The organism is Mesorhizobium sp. M1163, from assembly GCF_040318415.1.
Classification (GTDB): Bacteria; Pseudomonadota; Alphaproteobacteria; order Rhizobiales; family Rhizobiaceae; genus Mesorhizobium.
Map to the genome: position 1 here is coordinate 1 of NZ_JAMYMF010000029.1, position 14,718 is coordinate 14,718.

A 14,718-nucleotide genomic window follows, 5' to 3' on the forward strand; every position below is an offset into this window, starting at 1 on the left:
CTTAAGTTGCGCCATCGCCGCGACATGGCGCCGGCAGAACGGACAGTGCAGGCCTCGGAACAAACCGATCAACAACGGGCTACGGCCTCGAAAATCATCGAGCGCGATCTTGCCTTCGCGTGAGATCGCATTGAGCACAACATTCGGTGCCCGGTCGCCCGGCTGCAGCGGGCGGTCAACACTACTCGTGGACATGGACAACCTCCTCGCCCTGGGTCAGTCAGGGAAGCAGCACACCTAGCGTTTCGGAGGCGATCAAGTGCTGGGGGCGAAAGCTTCCTGTGCCAAGGCAATAGCTTTCGACCTCTGCCATATTGCCGAGGTCGAGATTACGCGCGTTGCAAGCCCATCATAACACGAAAAAGCATCTGCGTCGCCAGTCCTGCGATCGGCTTGCGAAGAATAGGCGGGGCGGGCGAGGCCGCTATTCTGCGCTTGATTTCATCTGTCCTCGATGCTCTGACACGAGATCGAAGCGTAGGGAAAAATCGCACGCCGGCGTGCAAAATCGCGACTTGGCGTAGAAAAGGCGATGGCTCCCCGGGCCGGATTCGAACCAGCGACCAACCGGTTAACAGCCGGTTGCTCTACCACTGAGCTACCGGGGAACAGAGGCTCTCATGTGAGTGGGGCAGCCTATAGCAAACCCGTTTCGGCTTTGCAAAGAAGCATTTCGCATTTTTTCGGTGCTTTTTGGCGCAAGGCTTTCTGGCAATGGCCGGCGAGCGCCCTCATATGAGCTGTCTCTCGCCTGTCGGGGAACGGAAAAGGCCGTTGCGGCTTTCTCCGGCTGATGGTGCTACTGATGCAAACGGATCGACATTTCACATGACGGCAATGAGCGACGAACAGCCACCGGCCCGGAAAATCTCGGTCTTCGGCCGCCAGTTCACCATGCCGCGCTCGCGCGGCCTCAGGATTGCGATCGGCGTCGTGCTGATCATCGGCGGCATTCTCGGCTTCCTGCCGATCCTTGGGTTCTGGATGGTGCCGATCGGATTGCTGGTGCTCTCCTACGAATTCGCATTGGTGCGCCGTCACCGGCGCCGTTTCGTCGTCTGGTGGGAGCGGCGGCGGCGGCCGGACTGAGATTGCCCTGCTGACGCGCCGCTAGCCGGAAAATGCCGGAGGACGGCGTGCTCCGCCTATGCATTAGCTTCTGCATTACCGAGGTTGGTCGAAGCAGCTTTCCAGGCGTTCGCAAAGCTCCTTGAGGACGGCGGTGGCCGATGCCAGCCGCGCACGGTCGCGCGGTGGCAGGCTGTTTGCGCCTTCTATGCTGAGGCGGTCGATGGCATAGCGCACAAGCTCTGCAGACTGCGACAATCCGCGCGGTGTGCCGTCTTCCGTAGCTGCTCGACGCATGGCGGACCCTCCTATCTGCCCAACGTGGCCGCCGGTATCGGGTTCCTCTCGCCGAGAATCGTGCTTAACGATAAGCTAATATGTTATTGCTAGCATGGTATTGCGTTGATAAGCAGTGCCTCGATGTCGGAAGAACCGGTGGGAATGCATGGTGGCCGCTTGACGGCATTTTCGCCGCAACCTATTGGAGCCGGGTGGAACGCCGGGAGCAATGAGGCCTCGTGGCGGAGTGGTTACGCAGAGGACTGCAAATCCTTGCACCCCGGTTCGATTCCGGGCGAGGCCTCCAATGCCCGAGCTCCCGCGCGTCAGCGCCAGGGGGCTTCAGTTCCGGTCGAAACAGCCGCGGCCTTTGCGCGGCAAGCGGATGGTTGGAACATGAGCGCTGATTTTGCCGAACGCCGGGTGAAGATGGTCGACGGCCAGATCCGCACCACCGACGTGACCAGCGCGCCGTTGCTAGAGGCGATGCTTGTCGTGCCGCGCGAGGCCTTTGTCGGCGCCGGCCAGCGCGATCTCGCCTATATCGATGAGGACATCCGTATTGCCGATACGGCCGATGGCCCGCGCTATCTGATGGAACCGTCGCCATTGGCCAAGCTGATGCAGCTGGCCGATATCGGCCCAAGCGCTTCGGCACTCGATGTCGGCTGCGGCACCGGCTATGCGGCGGCGATCCTGTCGCGGCTGGCAAAGTCCGTGGTCGCGCTGGAAAGCGATCCGGCGCTGGCCGAAACCGCCACTTCGACGCTTGCCGCGCTGGGTTGCGGCAATGTCACGGTGGTCCAGGGGCCGCTGCCGCAAGGCCATGCTGCCAAGGCGCCTTACGACGTGATCCTGTTCGGCGGCAGCGTCGGGGAGGTGCCGGCGGCGCTGTTCGACCAACTTGCCGAAGGCGGCCGACTCGTCGCCGTGGAGGGGCAGGGCAATTCGGGCGTAGCCCGGCTTTTTTTTAAGACTGGAGGGGTTGTAACGGGAAGACGCGCATTTAATGCGGCAATTAAGCCACTACCTGGATTTGAACGCATTCCCGCCTTCGAATTCTGAGTGATTTTGCCTTGCAGCGAAGGCGCTGTCATGATCGCTTGCGTTTGAACAATCGTTGCTGATCTGCATAACCGGGTGTTTCTTGGGGGCTTTCAGCGGGGGAACGATAAAAAACGCGGCGCCGGCTGATCAGAGGAGAAGCCAGCGTGGCGCAGTTCCCGTGCAAAACGAATGAGGGAATATAACGTGCCGTCTGTACGCAAGTTGCTTTTTACCGCTGTCCTCGTTTCGGCGACCGCGCTTTCTCCATTGGCCGCCTCGGCCGAAACGATCATCGGGGCCCTTTCAAAGGCCTACCAAAACAATTCCTCGCTCAATTCGACACGCGCCGGCGTCCGCGTCACCGACGAGGGCGTTGCCATCGCCAAGTCCGGCTGGCGCCCGACCATCACCGGTTCCGCGGACATCGACTACACCAGCACCCACGTCAATGGTACCAGTCGAACCTCACGCATAACTACCGGCAACTTTGGCGTCCAGATCAATCAAACCCTGTTCGACGGCTTTCAGACCAGGAACAATGTCGCGGCCGCTGAAGCGCGGGTCAGCGCCTCGGTCGAGAGCCTGCGAAACACCGAAGAAAACACCCTTTTCAACGCGGCAAGTGCCTATATGGACGTCATCCGCGACCGCCAGATCGCGGTGCTGACCGAACAGAACCTGCAATTCCTGACCGAGCAGGCACGTGCGGCGCGTTCGCGCTTCGAGGTCGGCGAAGGCACGCGCACCGACGTCGCGCAAGCCGATGCTTCGCGCGCCTCCGCGGTGGCGCAGTTGAGCGCCGCCCGCGCGACAGCGCTGGCAAGTGCTGCGACTTATCGCCAGATCGTCGGCGACGAGCCGGGCAAGCTCAGGCCGGCTTCGCCGCTGTCGAAGCTGCTGCCGTCGAGTCTCGATGCGGCGATTGCGATCGCATCGGCCGAACATCCGGCCATCCTCGCCACCGAGCACCTGGTCGACGCGGCGGCGTTTTCGGTGAAATCGGCCGAAGGCGCGCTGCTGCCGCAGCTTTCGGCTAGCGCCGGCGTTTCCGGCGACTATCGCAACACGGTTCCGGGCGTCCTTGGGGCATCGCAGGATGGCACAAGGACGTCGGCGAACATCGGCGCGACACTGACCGTGCCGATCTATTCCGGCGGACGCACCTCAGCGACCGTGCGCCAGAACAAGGAATCGCTCAGCCAGGCGCGGATCGAAGTCGACGTGAGTCGCGACCAGGTGCGCCAGGCCGTGACATCGGCATGGACGCAATACACCGCCGCGCAGCAAAGCGTCGCGGCCAACAGGCAGGTCGTCGCTGCCGCGCAGCTTGCCTTGAACGGCGTCATCGAGGAGCGCAATGTCGGCCAACGCACCACGCTCGACGTTCTCAACGCGCAGGCGACTGTCATCACCGCCAAGATCAATCTTGCCAGTGCCGAGCGCGACGTTGTGGTGGCAAGCTATGCCATCCTCTCGGCAGTCGGTCATTTGTCGGCAGACCGCCTTGCGCTCAATGTGACGAAGTACAGGCCGGAAGAGCATTACAACGCCGTCAAGGACAAGTGGATCGGTCTGCGCACGCCGGACGGCCGCTGATCGCCAAGCCGTGTTTTCAGCCCGCGCTCGAACGACGCGCGGGCTTCCACTCCCGACCCTAATCTGTTGAAATCCAAGATGTCGCCAGATTGGGGATTCTCGCAGGGCGTTCCGTCGGTTACGCTGTCGCCATGATTCGAATCCGGCATTGCCGGACAGGAAATCTGAGAACGAGTCACAAGGGCGGCGGATGTGACGATGGCGACGGCAAGCAGCGTACAGCGCGAACCTTCCATGGAAGAGATACTGGCTTCCATCAGAAGGATCATCGAGGACAGCGATACCGGCCGCAAGCAGCCGGGCGACGCGGACGAGCTGCGCCAGGATCTGCAACCGGCGCCGGCAGCCGGACGGGCAGCGGAGGGCGATGCGTTCCGTTCCGAACTGCGCGGCGGACTGGAGATCGCCAAGCCGGCCACGCGGGCCGAGGTGCAGCCATCATCCGCGCCCGTCAATGCGTATACGGAAGTGCGTCCCGGCCCGGCAAAAGCGCCGGTCACTCTGGCTGAGGTGAACACCGCTCCCGAACCGCCCGCAAAGCCGGATCGGCCTGCGACGGCCAAGGCTGCCGAGACGACGGACACCATCATTGCCGATTGGCGGCGCGAGATCGCAGCGGTCGGCGACGCGATGGCCAAGCCGGACCGGGCCGAGCCACCCCGGACGCCGGACGCCGGGCCAAAAGCCGAGGTTTTCGAAGACGAGGCGACTGCTGGACCTGCGCCGGAGCCTTCTGAAAATGGGTCGCAGTCTTCGGAAAGCGGCCTGGAACCTTCGAAAATCGGCCCGGGACCTTCGAAAATGGGATTGGCGAGTTCGGCGGCCAGCGAGGCGCCGTACTCTCGGCCGGCGATCCTTTCGGAACATACGGGGCGGCAGGTTGCCGCCGCCTTCGGCGAGCTTTCAGACGCATTTGCCAGCCGCAGCAAGAAGACCTTCGACGAGATGGCCGAGGAGATGCTGCGGCCGATGCTGCAGGACTGGCTGGACAACAACCTGCCGACGCTGGTCGAGCGGCTGGTGCGCGAGGAAATCGAGCGCGTCGCGCGCGGCGCGCAGTAGCAATTCGGAGAGCCGCCGATGGGCGGCGCTCGACCGGCAAATCGTCGAAGTCGGCGCTGCCCGTCATCCGCCTGCCGGCACCCTCCCCGTATAGTGACGGGCAGAAGGGGCTGACCGCAACCCCGCCGCGTTTTCCGCAACGTTCGTGATTGGCGAAAGCTTCAGTACAGGAGTGCAGGCGTCTTTCTCCCCGTCACTACACGGCGAGAAATGCCCGGTCCACCCTCCGCAGCTTCAGCGCAGCTGCTGCGGAGGACGGGCACGGCAATGAGGGGCAGCGCAAACCTGAAGCGATTGCCTTGCAACGTCACTTCCGCGAGTTGCACCTAACCATCCCGGCGCTATCTATCGGCCATGCCGCCCTTGCGGTTGACTTGGCAACAACCTTCCGATTTACACCGGACCACAAATTCCGGACAGCGCGGACCGTTTTCCCATGCTCGAAAAGACCTACGACGCCAAAGCCGTCGAGCCGAAGATTGCCAGGATTTGGGAAGAGGCCGACGCGTTTCGGGCCGGTGCCGGCGCCGAGGAGGGGGCTGAAGCCTTCACCATCGTCATCCCGCCGCCGAACGTCACCGGCTCGCTGCATATGGGCCATGCGCTCAACAACACGCTGCAGGACATTCTGGTGCGCTTCGAGCGCATGCGCGGCAAGAACGTCTTGTGGCAGCCGGGCATGGATCATGCCGGCATCGCCACCCAGATGGTGGTCGAGCGCCAGCTGATGGAAAAGCAGATCCACCGTCGCGACCTGACGCGCGATGAGTTCATCGACAAGGTGTGGGAGTGGAAGGCCGAGTCCGGTGGCGCCATCCTCAACCAGCTGAAGCGGCTCGGGGCCTCGGCCGACTGGAGCCGCGAGCGCTTCACCATGGACGAGGGCCTGTCGAAGGCAGTGCTCGAAGTGTTCGTGACGCTCTACAAGGAAGGGCTGATCTACAAGGACAAGCGCCTTGTGAACTGGGACCCGAAGCTGTTGACCGCCATCTCGGATCTCGAGGTCGAGCAGCAGGAAGTCAACGGCAACCTCTGGCACTTCCGCTATCCGGTCGAAGGCAAGACGTTCGATCCGGAAAATCCGAAAACCTTCATCACCGTTGCGACGACCCGCCCCGAGACGATGCTGGGCGATACGGCTGTCGCAGTCCACCCCGACGACGAGCGTTTCCGGCATCTCGTCGGCAAGAACCTCATCCTGCCGATCGTCGGCCGCAAGATCCCGGTGGTGGCGGACGAGTATTCCGATCCCGAAAAAGGCAGCGGTGCGGTCAAGATCACGCCGGCGCATGACTTCAACGACTTCGAGGTCGGCAAGCGCCACCGGCTGCCGGCGGTCAACATCCTCACCGTCAATGCGGCGGTGAGCCTCAAGGACAATGAGGACTTTCTGGCCGGACTGGAAGTGACGCCGGAGCGCCAGGCCGTCTGGGACGGCCTCGATGGCCTGGACCGTTTCGATGCGCGCAAGAAGATCGTCGAGCTGATGGAGGCGGGCGGCTTTCTTGAAAAGGTCGAGCCGCATCGCCACGCGGTGCCGCATGGCGACCGCGGCGGCGTGCCGATCGAGCCGTTTCTGACCGATCAGTGGTATGTCAATGCGGCGGAACTGGCCAAGCCGGCGATCGCGTCGGTGCGTGAGGGCCGCACCAATTTCGTGCCCAAAAACTGGGAAAAGACCTATTTCGACTGGATGGAGAACATCCAGCCCTGGTGCATTTCGCGCCAGCTCTGGTGGGGTCACCAGATCCCTGCCTGGTACGGGCCGGACGGGCATGTCTTTGTCGAAAAGACCGAGGAAGAGGCGCTCGGTGCCGCTGTCGAATACTATCTGGCGCTGGAAGGGCCATGGAAGGCCTGGGTCGAGGACAAGCTCGAGAATTTCCAGCCTGGCGAGATCCTGACCCGCGACGAGGACGTGCTCGATACATGGTTCTCGTCGGCGCTATGGCCGTTTTCGACGCTTGGCTGGCCGGACCAGACGCCGGAGCTGAAGACCTATTACCCGACCGACGTGCTGGTGACCGGTTTCGACATCATCTTCTTCTGGGTCGCCCGAATGATGATGATGGGCCTGCATTTCATGGACCAGGAGCCGTTTCATACCGTTTATGTCCATGCGCTGGTTCGCGACAAGAATGGACAGAAGATGTCGAAGTCGAAAGGCAACGTCATCGATCCGCTCGAGCTCATCGACGAATATGGCGCCGATGCGCTGCGCTTCACCTTGACGGTGATGGCAGCGCAAGGGCGCGACGTTAAGCTCGATCCGGCCCGCATTGCCGGCTATCGCAATTTCGGCACCAAGCTGTGGAACGCGACGCGCTTCGCCGAGATGAACGAAGTGGCGCGCGACGACGATTTCTGGCTGCAGGACGCCAAGCTGGCGGTCAACCGCTGGATCCTGACGGAGCTGACGCGAGCCGCGCGCGACATAACCGACGGCATCACCTCGTACCGCTTCAACGAGGCGGCGGGTGCTGCCTACCGGTTCGTCTGGAACCAGTTCTGCGACTGGTACCTGGAACTGCTGAAGCCGGTGTTCATGGGCACCGACGAGGCCGCCAAGGCCGAGAGCAGGGCATGCGTCGCCTTCGTGCTGGACGAGATCTACAAGCTGCTGCATCCGATGATGCCGTTCATGACCGAGGAACTGTGGGCCGAAACCGCCGGCGAGGGCAGGCAACGGCCGTCGCTGCTTTGTCATGCGGCTTGGCCGTCGCCCGACTTCGAGGACGAGGAGGCCGCCGCCGATATCAACTGGCTGGTCGATCTCGTCTCCGGCATCCGCTCGGTGCGTTCGGAAATGAACGTGCCGCCGGCGGCGATAGCACCCCTGATGGTGATCGGTGCCAACGACACGACACACGAAAGGCTCGAGCGCCAGGCGTCGGCCATCAAGCGGCTGGCGCGGGTCGGCGAGATCTCGCTGGTCGATGCGGCACCCAAGGGCTCCGCGCAGATCGTCGTTAACGAAGCGACCATCTGCCTGCCGCTCGGCAGCCTGATCGACCTTGCCGCCGAGGCAGCGCGCCTGCAGAAGGAGCTTGCCAAAGTGACCGAGGAAATTGCGCGGCTTTACAAGAAGCTGTCCAACGAGAAATTCGTTGCCAACGCGCCGGACGAGGTGGTGGAGGCCGAGCGCGAAAAACTCGCCGAGTATCGCGAGGCGCAAGAGAAGCTTTCGGTGGCATTGACGCGGGTGCGCGATGCCGGCTGATCAAACAAATTGGGCCGGCTGGCCGCAATAGATTCGCCGGTCACGAATCTGCCTTCAAGACAGGCCGCCTGCCACGAAAACAGGCATTCCGCAGCGTAAATCTTGACGCAAACTGAATGTTTTTGCCCCATTGTTGCCATAATGTAACAATGGCTGACTGGGCACGCAAAATGCCCCGTTCTGTAAGGATTTAGGCGGTTTTCCCGAGTTTTCTCGTCGATTTGTATTGAGGCGGCCATTTTCCCGCCTCGGGAAAAAGACCGCAACCTTGTCGGAAATGCGTTCAGCCAAGGTGTACATGTACGCACGGCGAATTCGTTGTTGCGCGGTTAACCTGAATTGGTTCTAGCTTGATGCAAGGATATTCGGGGAGGAGATTCATGTGTTATTCGCGTCTGAAAGCACTGCTGGGCGCGGGGGCTTTTTCGCTGGCTTTCGTTGGGACGGTGCAAGCCGGGGGCTTTGACCGGGGCGGCGTCAACATCGACCAGCTGTTCGACGCGGCGCCATATTCGTTCGACGCAGGCGTCACCTATGTTTCGCCCCAGCGCAAACTCAAGAATGTGCAGCGTCTGGATGGGTCGGGATTGTCGACGTCGGCGGTGGATGTTGGTGGCGACTATGCGGTGCCGCATGTCGGCATCAAGGCCAACATCTTTGAGCCCGTAGACTGTCTTGCCACCTATACCAGACCGTATGGTGCGGACGCAAATTTCGGCATGAACAACGCCTATTCGCCGACAGCGGTCAAATACTCCGTCGACACAGACGATTTCGGCCTCACCTGCTCCTACAAGGTGAACGTCGGCAAGGGCGCCATACGATTCATTGGCGGTGTCTCCTACCAGCAGGTCGACGCGTTTCTGTCCCGCCAGACACTGCTCGCCTTCGGCAATACCGGCCTCGGTGTCTTCAAGCTGTCCGACGAGGCATGGGGTTGGCGTGCGGGCGCAGCCTATGAGATCCCCGAGATCGCTCTGCGCGCCAGCCTGATGTACTCTTCCAGCTACAAATATGACGGGCTGTCGGGAACGGTCGACACGACCGGCTTCAGGGGCGCCTTTCCAGCGGATCTGGTTCCTGGCTCTACCGGCGTGTACCCAGTCTCGGCGTCGGCCGAGATACCTCAGGCTCTGGAATTCAAGCTGCAGAGCGGTATAGCTCCTGGCTGGCTGGCCTTTGGTTCCATCCGCTGGCAGGAGTGGAGCAAGCTTGGCGTCATTGCCATCAATGGCGTGCGCAGCCCGGTAACCGGTGCTCCCTCGCCCGTTTCATTCGACCTGCTTTATCGCGACGGCTGGACGATCACGGGCGGTATCGGTCACAAGTTCACCGACCAATTGTCGGGCGTGGTTTCGCTGACCTGGGATCGCGGCACCTCGACGACCTCCGGCTATCAGTCGGATACCTGGGCCGTGGCCAGCGGCGTCTCCTATTCGCCGAACGACCAGGTCGAGGTCAGGCTCGGCGGCTCGATCGGTGTGCTGACGAGCGGGTCATCGACTTTCAGCGGTGTCGGCGACGTGGCAAATGCCGTCACCTATACCTACGGCAACGACCTGCTTCTCGCCGGTTCGGCTTCCGTCAAGATCAAGTTCTAACTACAAATTTTTAAACGACAAAACGGCCGGGCACTGCCCGGTCGTTTCGTTCGGTGCGTCATCCGTCATTCGGCCAGCGCAACAATTGCCCCTATGATGTTCGCTCCGATAATTGTGACGTTTCGGCAACAGTTTCTGAACAACCCTCGCGCCACCCGGCCGCCCGGGAACATTGCCCATTTCCCGCCATAAACCCGGCGCACCTCGAACTTGTCTCGGGACACGCGCCAAAAGGCTAGGCGAAGAGGCAGGCCGCACCGCCCGCGGCGAGGACGAGTATGGACGCCAGAGCGATCTCCAAGGCCAAGCTGCCAAGCCGTCACGTGACCGTTGGTCCCGAGCGGGCGCCGCATCGCTCCTACCTCTATGCGATGGGGCTGTCGGCGGCCGAGATCGCGCAGCCGCTGGTTGGTGTCGCCAGCTGCTGGAACGAGGCCGCACCTTGCAACATCTCACTGATGCGCCAGGCGCAAGTGGTCAAGAAGGGCGTGGCGGCCGCCAAAGGCACGCCGCGCGAATTCTGCACCATCACCGTCACCGACGGCATCGCCATGGGCCACCAGGGCATGAAGTCGTCGCTGGTGTCACGCGAGGTCATCGCCGATTCAGTCGAGCTTACCATGCGCGGCCATTGCTACGATGCGCTGGTCGGCCTGGCCGGTTGCGACAAGTCGCTGCCCGGCATGATGATGGCTATGGTGCGCCTCAACGTGCCGTCCATCTTCATCTATGGCGGCTCGATCCTGCCCGGCAGCTACCGTGGCCGGCAGATCACCGTGCAGGACGTATTCGAGGCGGTCGGCCAGCATTCGGTCGGCACCATCGGCGACGCCGAACTGCTAGAAATCGAGCAAGCCGCGTGTCCGTCGGCCGGCTCCTGCGGCGCCCAGTTCACCGCCAACACCATGGCCACCGTCGCTGAGGCGATCGGCCTGGCGCTGCCCTATTCCTGCGGCGCGCCGGCACCCTACGAGATGCGCGACCGCTTCAATTTCGCTTCCGGCGAAAAGATCATGGAGTTGATCGCAAGGAACATCCGCCCTCGCGACATCGTTACGATGAAAGCGTTGGAAAATGCCGCGACCGTGGTCTCGGCCACCGGCGGCTCGACCAACGCGGCGCTGCATCTGCCGGCGATCGCGCACGAAGCCGGGATAAAGTTCGACCTTTTCGACGTGGCCAGGATATTCGAAAAGACACCCTACATCGCCGACCTCAAGCCGGGCGGCAAATACGTCGCCAAGGACATGTTCGAGGCCGGCGGCATTCCGCTCTTGATGAAGACGCTGCTCGACCATGGCTATCTTCATGGCGATTGCCTGACGGTGACCGGCCGCACTTTGGCCGAAAATATGGAACATGTTTCCTGGAATGACAGCCAGGATGTGGTCCGTCCCGCCAACAAGCCGATTACCCAGACCGGCGGGGTCGTGGGCTTGAAGGGTAACCTTGCCCCCGAAGGCGCGATCGTGAAGGTCGCAGGCATGGCGGAACTCAAATTCTCGGGTCCGGCGCGCTGCTTCGATTCGGAAGAGGAATGTTTCGAGGCGGTTACGCGCCGTAACTATAGCGAAGGCGAGGTTCTCGTCATCCGTTACGAGGGTCCGCGCGGCGGCCCGGGCATGCGCGAAATGCTGTCGACGACGGCGGCTCTCTACGGCCAGGGCATGGGCGGCAAGGTGGCGCTCATCACCGACGGGCGTTTTTCTGGCGCGACGCGCGGTTTCTGCATCGGCCATGTCGGGCCGGAAGCGGCCGTCGGTGGCCCGATCGGGCTTCTGAAAGACGGCGACTTGATCTCGATCGATGCGGTGAACGGCACGATCGAGGTTGCATTGTCCAAAGCCGAACTGGCGGCGAGGGCAAAAGCATGGAAGGCGCGCACGACCGACTATCAGTCGGGCGCGATCTGGAAATACGCACAGACGGTCGGATCTGCCCGCGACGGCGCGGTCACCCATCCGGGCGGTGCCAAAGAAACACACTGCTATGCGGACATCTGAGTTGTTGAGGTCGTCTGTCCTTTCGGCACTGGTTGCGCTCGCCACGTTTGGCGCGACCTTAGGCGCCGTCGGCCAGGCCATGGCCTTCGACGACAAGGTGTTCGACGACAAGACCGGCGTGAAGCCGCAGTCGAGCCCGTGGGCGGTGTTCCAGTTCGGCTTTTCCGCTTACAAGAACGGCCATAAGGAGCAGGCCGCGGAAGCCTACAAATATGCCGCCGAGAACGGCCAGATCGGCGCCACCTGGAAGCTTGCGCGCATGTATGCCGAAGGCGATGGCGTGGCGCGAGACGACTACGCGGCGTTCAAGTTCTTCAGCGAGATCGTCGACCAGGACGTCGAGCCCGGTTCGCCCGAGGAAAGCTATGTTTCGGACGCGCTGGTGGCGCTTGGCGACTATCTGAGGAAAGGCATTCCCGGCAGCCCCGTCGAGGAGAACGAGGTGGCGGCCCAGGAATATTACATGCGTGCCGCCGCCAACTACCGCAATCCGAACGCCCAGTTCGAGATGGGCCAGATGTTCCTCAAAGGCGAGGGCGGCGTCAAGGCCAGCGTCAAGCAGGCCGGACGCTGGTTCCAGCTGGCGGCCGAAAAGGGCCATGCGGGCGCGCAGGCGACGCTCGGCAACCTGCTTTTCCAAAGCGGCAAGATCGTCCGCGGGCTGGCGATGATGACCGCGGCACTCGAACGAGCCTCACCCGCCGACCAGCCATGGATCCGCGGCATGCAGGAAGAAGCGTTTGCCGCCGCCGGCGAAGCCGACCGTCGCACCGCGATTTCGCTGGCCGACGACATCCTGACCAAGGGTGGCGGCGACCAGTAGGCCGGCGGGATTGGTCGATTTAAATCAGTTCTCGGTCGGTTTCGCCGGCACGCCGCCGGGCGCCGGTGTTGATATCGGCGTGCCTTGCAGATGCGGGGCCAGTGTGTTCTCCGGGCAGCCGTCCCGCTGCTTTGTCCAGGACGTGTTGTTGAGCACCATCTCGCAGCGGGCGAGGTGGCTTTGTCCGGCAAGTGTCAGGCAGGCCATTTGACCGATCTGGAACGACTTGCCATTGGCAAGGCATAGCGGAGCGGCAACGGCCGGCATCGCGCCAAAAGCGAGCGCCGCGGCACACGTGCAAAGTGCAAGTCGAATAGTCATGGGAACCCCAGCCACCATGATGATTTCTCATCAAGCGCGCGATTTGTGGCGATAAGAGGTCAACTTCTCAATGTGCCGCCGGACAGCAGCTCCGATCAGGCCGGCCGCAGCGCCAGATCGATCGCCACCGGCACATGGTCGGAGGGTTTTTCCCAGGCGCGCACCTGTTTTTCGATCGAAGCCGAGGAAAACCAATTGGCGGCTTCGGGCGACAGAAGCAGGTGGTCGATGCGGATGCCGTTGTTCTTCTGCCAGGCGCCGGCCTGATAGTCCCAGAACGTAAAGACGTCGGGGGCGTCGGTGACGGCACGCACGGCTTCGGTGAAGCCGAGATTCTTCAGCCGCCGGAACGCCTGCCGCGTTGCGGGCTGGAACAGCGCGTCGCTTAGCCAGTTTTCCGGATATTTCGCATCGGCCGGCTCAGGAATGACATTGTAGTCGCCGGCCAGGACCAGCGGCTCTTCCAGTGCAAGCCGCTCCTCGGCCCAGCGCTCCAGCCGCGTCATCCAGGAAAGCTTGTAGGAGAACTTCTTCTCGTCGTCGATTGGGTTGCCGTTCGGCAGATAGATAGAGGCAACCCGCAAGGCGCCCTTGTCGGTCGAGAACACGCCTTCGATGAAACGCGCCTGCTCGTCGGCATCGTCGCCCGGCAAGCCGCGATTGACCTCGTCGAAACGCAGCTTCGACAGGATGGCGACGCCGTTGAAGCCTTTTTGGCCGTAGGTCTCGACATTGTAGCCGAGCGCCTCGATCTCGGCGCGAGGAAATTGCTCGTCGACCGTCTTGATCTCCTGCAGGCAGGCGATGTCGGGCGCGCTTTCCGTCAGCCAATGGGTCAAATTGCCGATGCGGGCGCGGACGCCGTTGATGTTCCAGGTGACGATTTTCATGACGTCCTCGATAGGCTGGTGGTCCGGAGACTAGCGATCCGGCGGGTGACGTTCGACAAGGCCGATCGTATTGCCTGCCGGGTCCTTTAGGAAGGCCATCCACTCGCTTTCCCCCGCCTGGCCGAACAGGCCTTCGGTGTCGCGATGGACGAGCGCCGGCGGCGCGGTGAAGGGAACACCGGCGGCCCTTGCCGAAGCGTGGAACTCTTCGAGGTCCGATATGTCGAGATAGACGGTGCCGGCCGGCAGGCCGTCGGTGAAAAGCAGGCGCACGTCACCTGCCATGATGAAGGCGATGCCTGGAGGATCGAAACGCGCATGCAGACTCATGCCGAGCACCTCGCGCCAGAAGGCCAGCGTTGCGTCGAGGTCGCGTCCGGCGGAAAGCGCGATCTGACGGACCGCGCCGATGTCGGGCATTTCTAGATCGAGAAGCTGGTGCCGCAGCCGCAGGAGGCGACCGCATTGGGGTTCCTGATCTGGAACGACTGGCCCATCAGATCGTCGACAAAATCGATCACCGAGCCGCCCATATAGACCAGCGACAGGTCGTCGATCAGCACGGTTGCGCCGTCCTTCTCGATGGCGACGTCGTCATCATTGCGCCTATCGACCAGATCGAACTTGTAGGAGAAGCCGGAACAGCCGCCGCCCTCGACCGAGACGCGCAGGGCCGTCTTGCCGGCTTCGCTCGCCACGATCTTGGCGATCCGCTTGGCGGCGGCGTCGGTCATCTCGACTTTCATGGCGGTCTTGGCATCAGCGCCCATGGGCGTCACCTTGCTTTCGGTTTCGTATGATAGGTATG

13 protein-coding genes, 2 tRNA genes and 1 pseudogene are annotated in these 14,718 nt (G+C 62.3%); 9 read left to right on the forward strand and 7 right to left on the reverse strand.

Annotated elements, in window-relative coordinates; translation table 11 throughout:
* Together NKH43_RS24685 and NKH43_RS24690 are read right to left on the reverse strand one after the other, a co-directional pair.
* Nucleotides 1-195: pseudogene (locus tag NKH43_RS24685) on the reverse strand (AhpC/TSA family protein); the annotation flags it as partial.
* A gap of 338 nt (nucleotides 196-533) precedes the next feature.
* Nucleotides 534-608: transfer RNA gene (locus NKH43_RS24690), tRNA-Asn, on the reverse strand.
* Nucleotides 609-828: 220 nt separating this feature from the next.
* On the opposite strand from NKH43_RS24690, the gene NKH43_RS24695 reads away from it, so the two are divergent.
* A complete protein-coding gene (locus NKH43_RS24695; protein ID WP_023676401.1) occupies nucleotides 829-1,089 on the forward strand; it encodes a hypothetical protein in 261 nt (86 codons plus the stop codon).
* A 75-nt stretch (nucleotides 1,090-1,164) separates the two neighbouring features.
* Here the strand turns inward: NKH43_RS24695 and NKH43_RS24700 are convergent, their stop codons facing one another.
* Entirely contained in the window at nucleotides 1,165-1,365 is a 201-nt protein-coding gene (locus NKH43_RS24700; RefSeq protein WP_352643778.1) for a hypothetical protein, read from the reverse strand.
* Nucleotides 1,366-1,580: 215 nt separating this feature from the next.
* Between NKH43_RS24700 and NKH43_RS24705 the strand changes: the two genes are divergently transcribed.
* The 8 genes from NKH43_RS24705 to NKH43_RS24740 all read left to right on the forward strand — a co-directional run bounded on the left by NKH43_RS24705 (nucleotide 1,581) and on the right by NKH43_RS24740 (nucleotide 12,699).
* Nucleotides 1,581-1,654: transfer RNA gene (locus tag NKH43_RS24705), tRNA-Cys, on the forward strand.
* An 89-nt stretch (nucleotides 1,655-1,743) separates the two neighbouring features.
* Nucleotides 1,744-2,412, forward strand: a complete 669-nt coding sequence (locus tag NKH43_RS24710; RefSeq protein WP_352860251.1) for a protein-L-isoaspartate O-methyltransferase family protein — start codon at nucleotides 1,744-1,746, stop codon at nucleotides 2,410-2,412.
* A 186-nt stretch (nucleotides 2,413-2,598) separates the two neighbouring features.
* Nucleotides 2,599-3,990 carry a TolC family outer membrane protein gene (locus tag NKH43_RS24715; protein ID WP_352860253.1) on the forward strand — a complete coding sequence of 464 codons (1,392 nt, stop codon included), beginning with the start codon at nucleotides 2,599-2,601 and terminating at the stop codon, nucleotides 3,988-3,990.
* Between the two features lie 198 nt (nucleotides 3,991-4,188).
* Nucleotides 4,189-5,052 carry a DUF2497 domain-containing protein gene (locus NKH43_RS24720; protein ID WP_352482113.1) on the forward strand — a complete coding sequence of 288 codons (864 nt, stop codon included), beginning with the start codon at nucleotides 4,189-4,191 and terminating at the stop codon, nucleotides 5,050-5,052.
* Between the two features lie 436 nt (nucleotides 5,053-5,488).
* Nucleotides 5,489-8,272 (forward strand): valine--tRNA ligase, encoded by a 2,784-nt coding sequence (locus tag NKH43_RS24725; protein WP_352860255.1) that lies wholly within the window; start codon nucleotides 5,489-5,491, stop codon nucleotides 8,270-8,272.
* A gap of 380 nt (nucleotides 8,273-8,652) precedes the next feature.
* Nucleotides 8,653-9,873 (forward strand): OmpP1/FadL family transporter, encoded by a 1,221-nt coding sequence (locus NKH43_RS24730; protein ID WP_352860256.1) that lies wholly within the window; start codon nucleotides 8,653-8,655, stop codon nucleotides 9,871-9,873.
* A gap of 278 nt (nucleotides 9,874-10,151) precedes the next feature.
* Nucleotides 10,152-11,876: a dihydroxy-acid dehydratase gene (ilvD, locus tag NKH43_RS24735; protein ID WP_023720050.1), complete on the forward strand. Its 1,725-nt coding sequence runs from the start codon at nucleotides 10,152-10,154 to the stop codon at nucleotides 11,874-11,876.
* The gene (locus tag NKH43_RS24740) at nucleotides 11,863-12,699 is read left to right on the forward strand and encodes a tetratricopeptide repeat protein (RefSeq protein WP_023678939.1); all 837 of its coding nucleotides are present in this window, start codon (nucleotides 11,863-11,865) and stop codon (nucleotides 12,697-12,699) included. The genes ilvD and NKH43_RS24740 overlap by 14 nt, the downstream gene beginning before the upstream one ends.
* Nucleotides 12,700-12,723: 24 nt before the next feature.
* Here the strand turns inward: NKH43_RS24740 and NKH43_RS24745 are convergent, their stop codons facing one another.
* The 4 genes from NKH43_RS24745 to erpA form a co-directional block, all read right to left on the reverse strand.
* Entirely contained in the window at nucleotides 12,724-13,038 is a 315-nt protein-coding gene (locus tag NKH43_RS24745; RefSeq protein ID WP_023720051.1) for a hypothetical protein, read from the reverse strand.
* 77 nt (nucleotides 13,039-13,115) lie between these two features.
* Nucleotides 13,116-13,910: an exodeoxyribonuclease III gene (gene xth / locus NKH43_RS24750; protein ID WP_023720052.1), complete on the reverse strand. Its 795-nt coding sequence runs from the start codon at nucleotides 13,908-13,910 to the stop codon at nucleotides 13,116-13,118.
* Nucleotides 13,911-13,940: 30 nt separating this feature from the next.
* Nucleotides 13,941-14,330 carry a VOC family protein gene (locus NKH43_RS24755; protein WP_352495391.1) on the reverse strand — a complete coding sequence of 130 codons (390 nt, stop codon included), beginning with the start codon at nucleotides 14,328-14,330 and terminating at the stop codon, nucleotides 13,941-13,943.
* Between the two features lie 2 nt (nucleotides 14,331-14,332).
* Complete coding sequence (gene erpA / locus NKH43_RS24760; RefSeq protein WP_352467016.1) at nucleotides 14,333-14,680, reverse strand: iron-sulfur cluster insertion protein ErpA; 348 nt, start codon at nucleotides 14,678-14,680, stop codon at nucleotides 14,333-14,335.
* Between the last annotated feature and the right edge of the window lie 38 nt (nucleotides 14,681-14,718).

What these genes read in the sequence shown, in the direction of transcription:
- ilvD (WP_023720050.1), top strand. Translation starts at nt 10,152, where the DNA reads ATGGACGCCAGAGCGATCTCCAAGGCCAAGCTGCCAAGCCGTCACGTG.
- xth (WP_023720052.1), bottom strand. Translation starts at nt 13,910, where the DNA reads ATGAAAATCGTCACCTGGAACATCAACGGCGTCCGCGCCCGCATCGGC.
- NKH43_RS24725 (WP_352860255.1), top strand. Translation starts at nt 5,489, where the DNA reads ATGCTCGAAAAGACCTACGACGCCAAAGCCGTCGAGCCGAAGATTGCC.
- NKH43_RS24710 (WP_352860251.1), top strand. Translation starts at nt 1,744, where the DNA reads ATGAGCGCTGATTTTGCCGAACGCCGGGTGAAGATGGTCGACGGCCAG.
- NKH43_RS24720 (WP_352482113.1), top strand. Translation starts at nt 4,189, where the DNA reads ATGGCGACGGCAAGCAGCGTACAGCGCGAACCTTCCATGGAAGAGATA.
- NKH43_RS24755 (WP_352495391.1), bottom strand. Translation starts at nt 14,330, where the DNA reads ATGCCCGACATCGGCGCGGTCCGTCAGATCGCGCTTTCCGCCGGACGC.
- erpA (WP_352467016.1), bottom strand. Translation starts at nt 14,680, where the DNA reads ATGGGCGCTGATGCCAAGACCGCCATGAAAGTCGAGATGACCGACGCC.
- NKH43_RS24700 (WP_352643778.1), bottom strand. Translation starts at nt 1,365, where the DNA reads ATGCGTCGAGCAGCTACGGAAGACGGCACACCGCGCGGATTGTCGCAG.
- NKH43_RS24745 (WP_023720051.1), bottom strand. Translation starts at nt 13,038, where the DNA reads ATGGTGGCTGGGGTTCCCATGACTATTCGACTTGCACTTTGCACGTGT.
- NKH43_RS24695 (WP_023676401.1), top strand. Translation starts at nt 829, where the DNA reads ATGACGGCAATGAGCGACGAACAGCCACCGGCCCGGAAAATCTCGGTC.
- NKH43_RS24730 (WP_352860256.1), top strand. Translation starts at nt 8,653, where the DNA reads ATGTGTTATTCGCGTCTGAAAGCACTGCTGGGCGCGGGGGCTTTTTCG.
- NKH43_RS24740 (WP_023678939.1), top strand. Translation starts at nt 11,863, where the DNA reads ATGCGGACATCTGAGTTGTTGAGGTCGTCTGTCCTTTCGGCACTGGTT.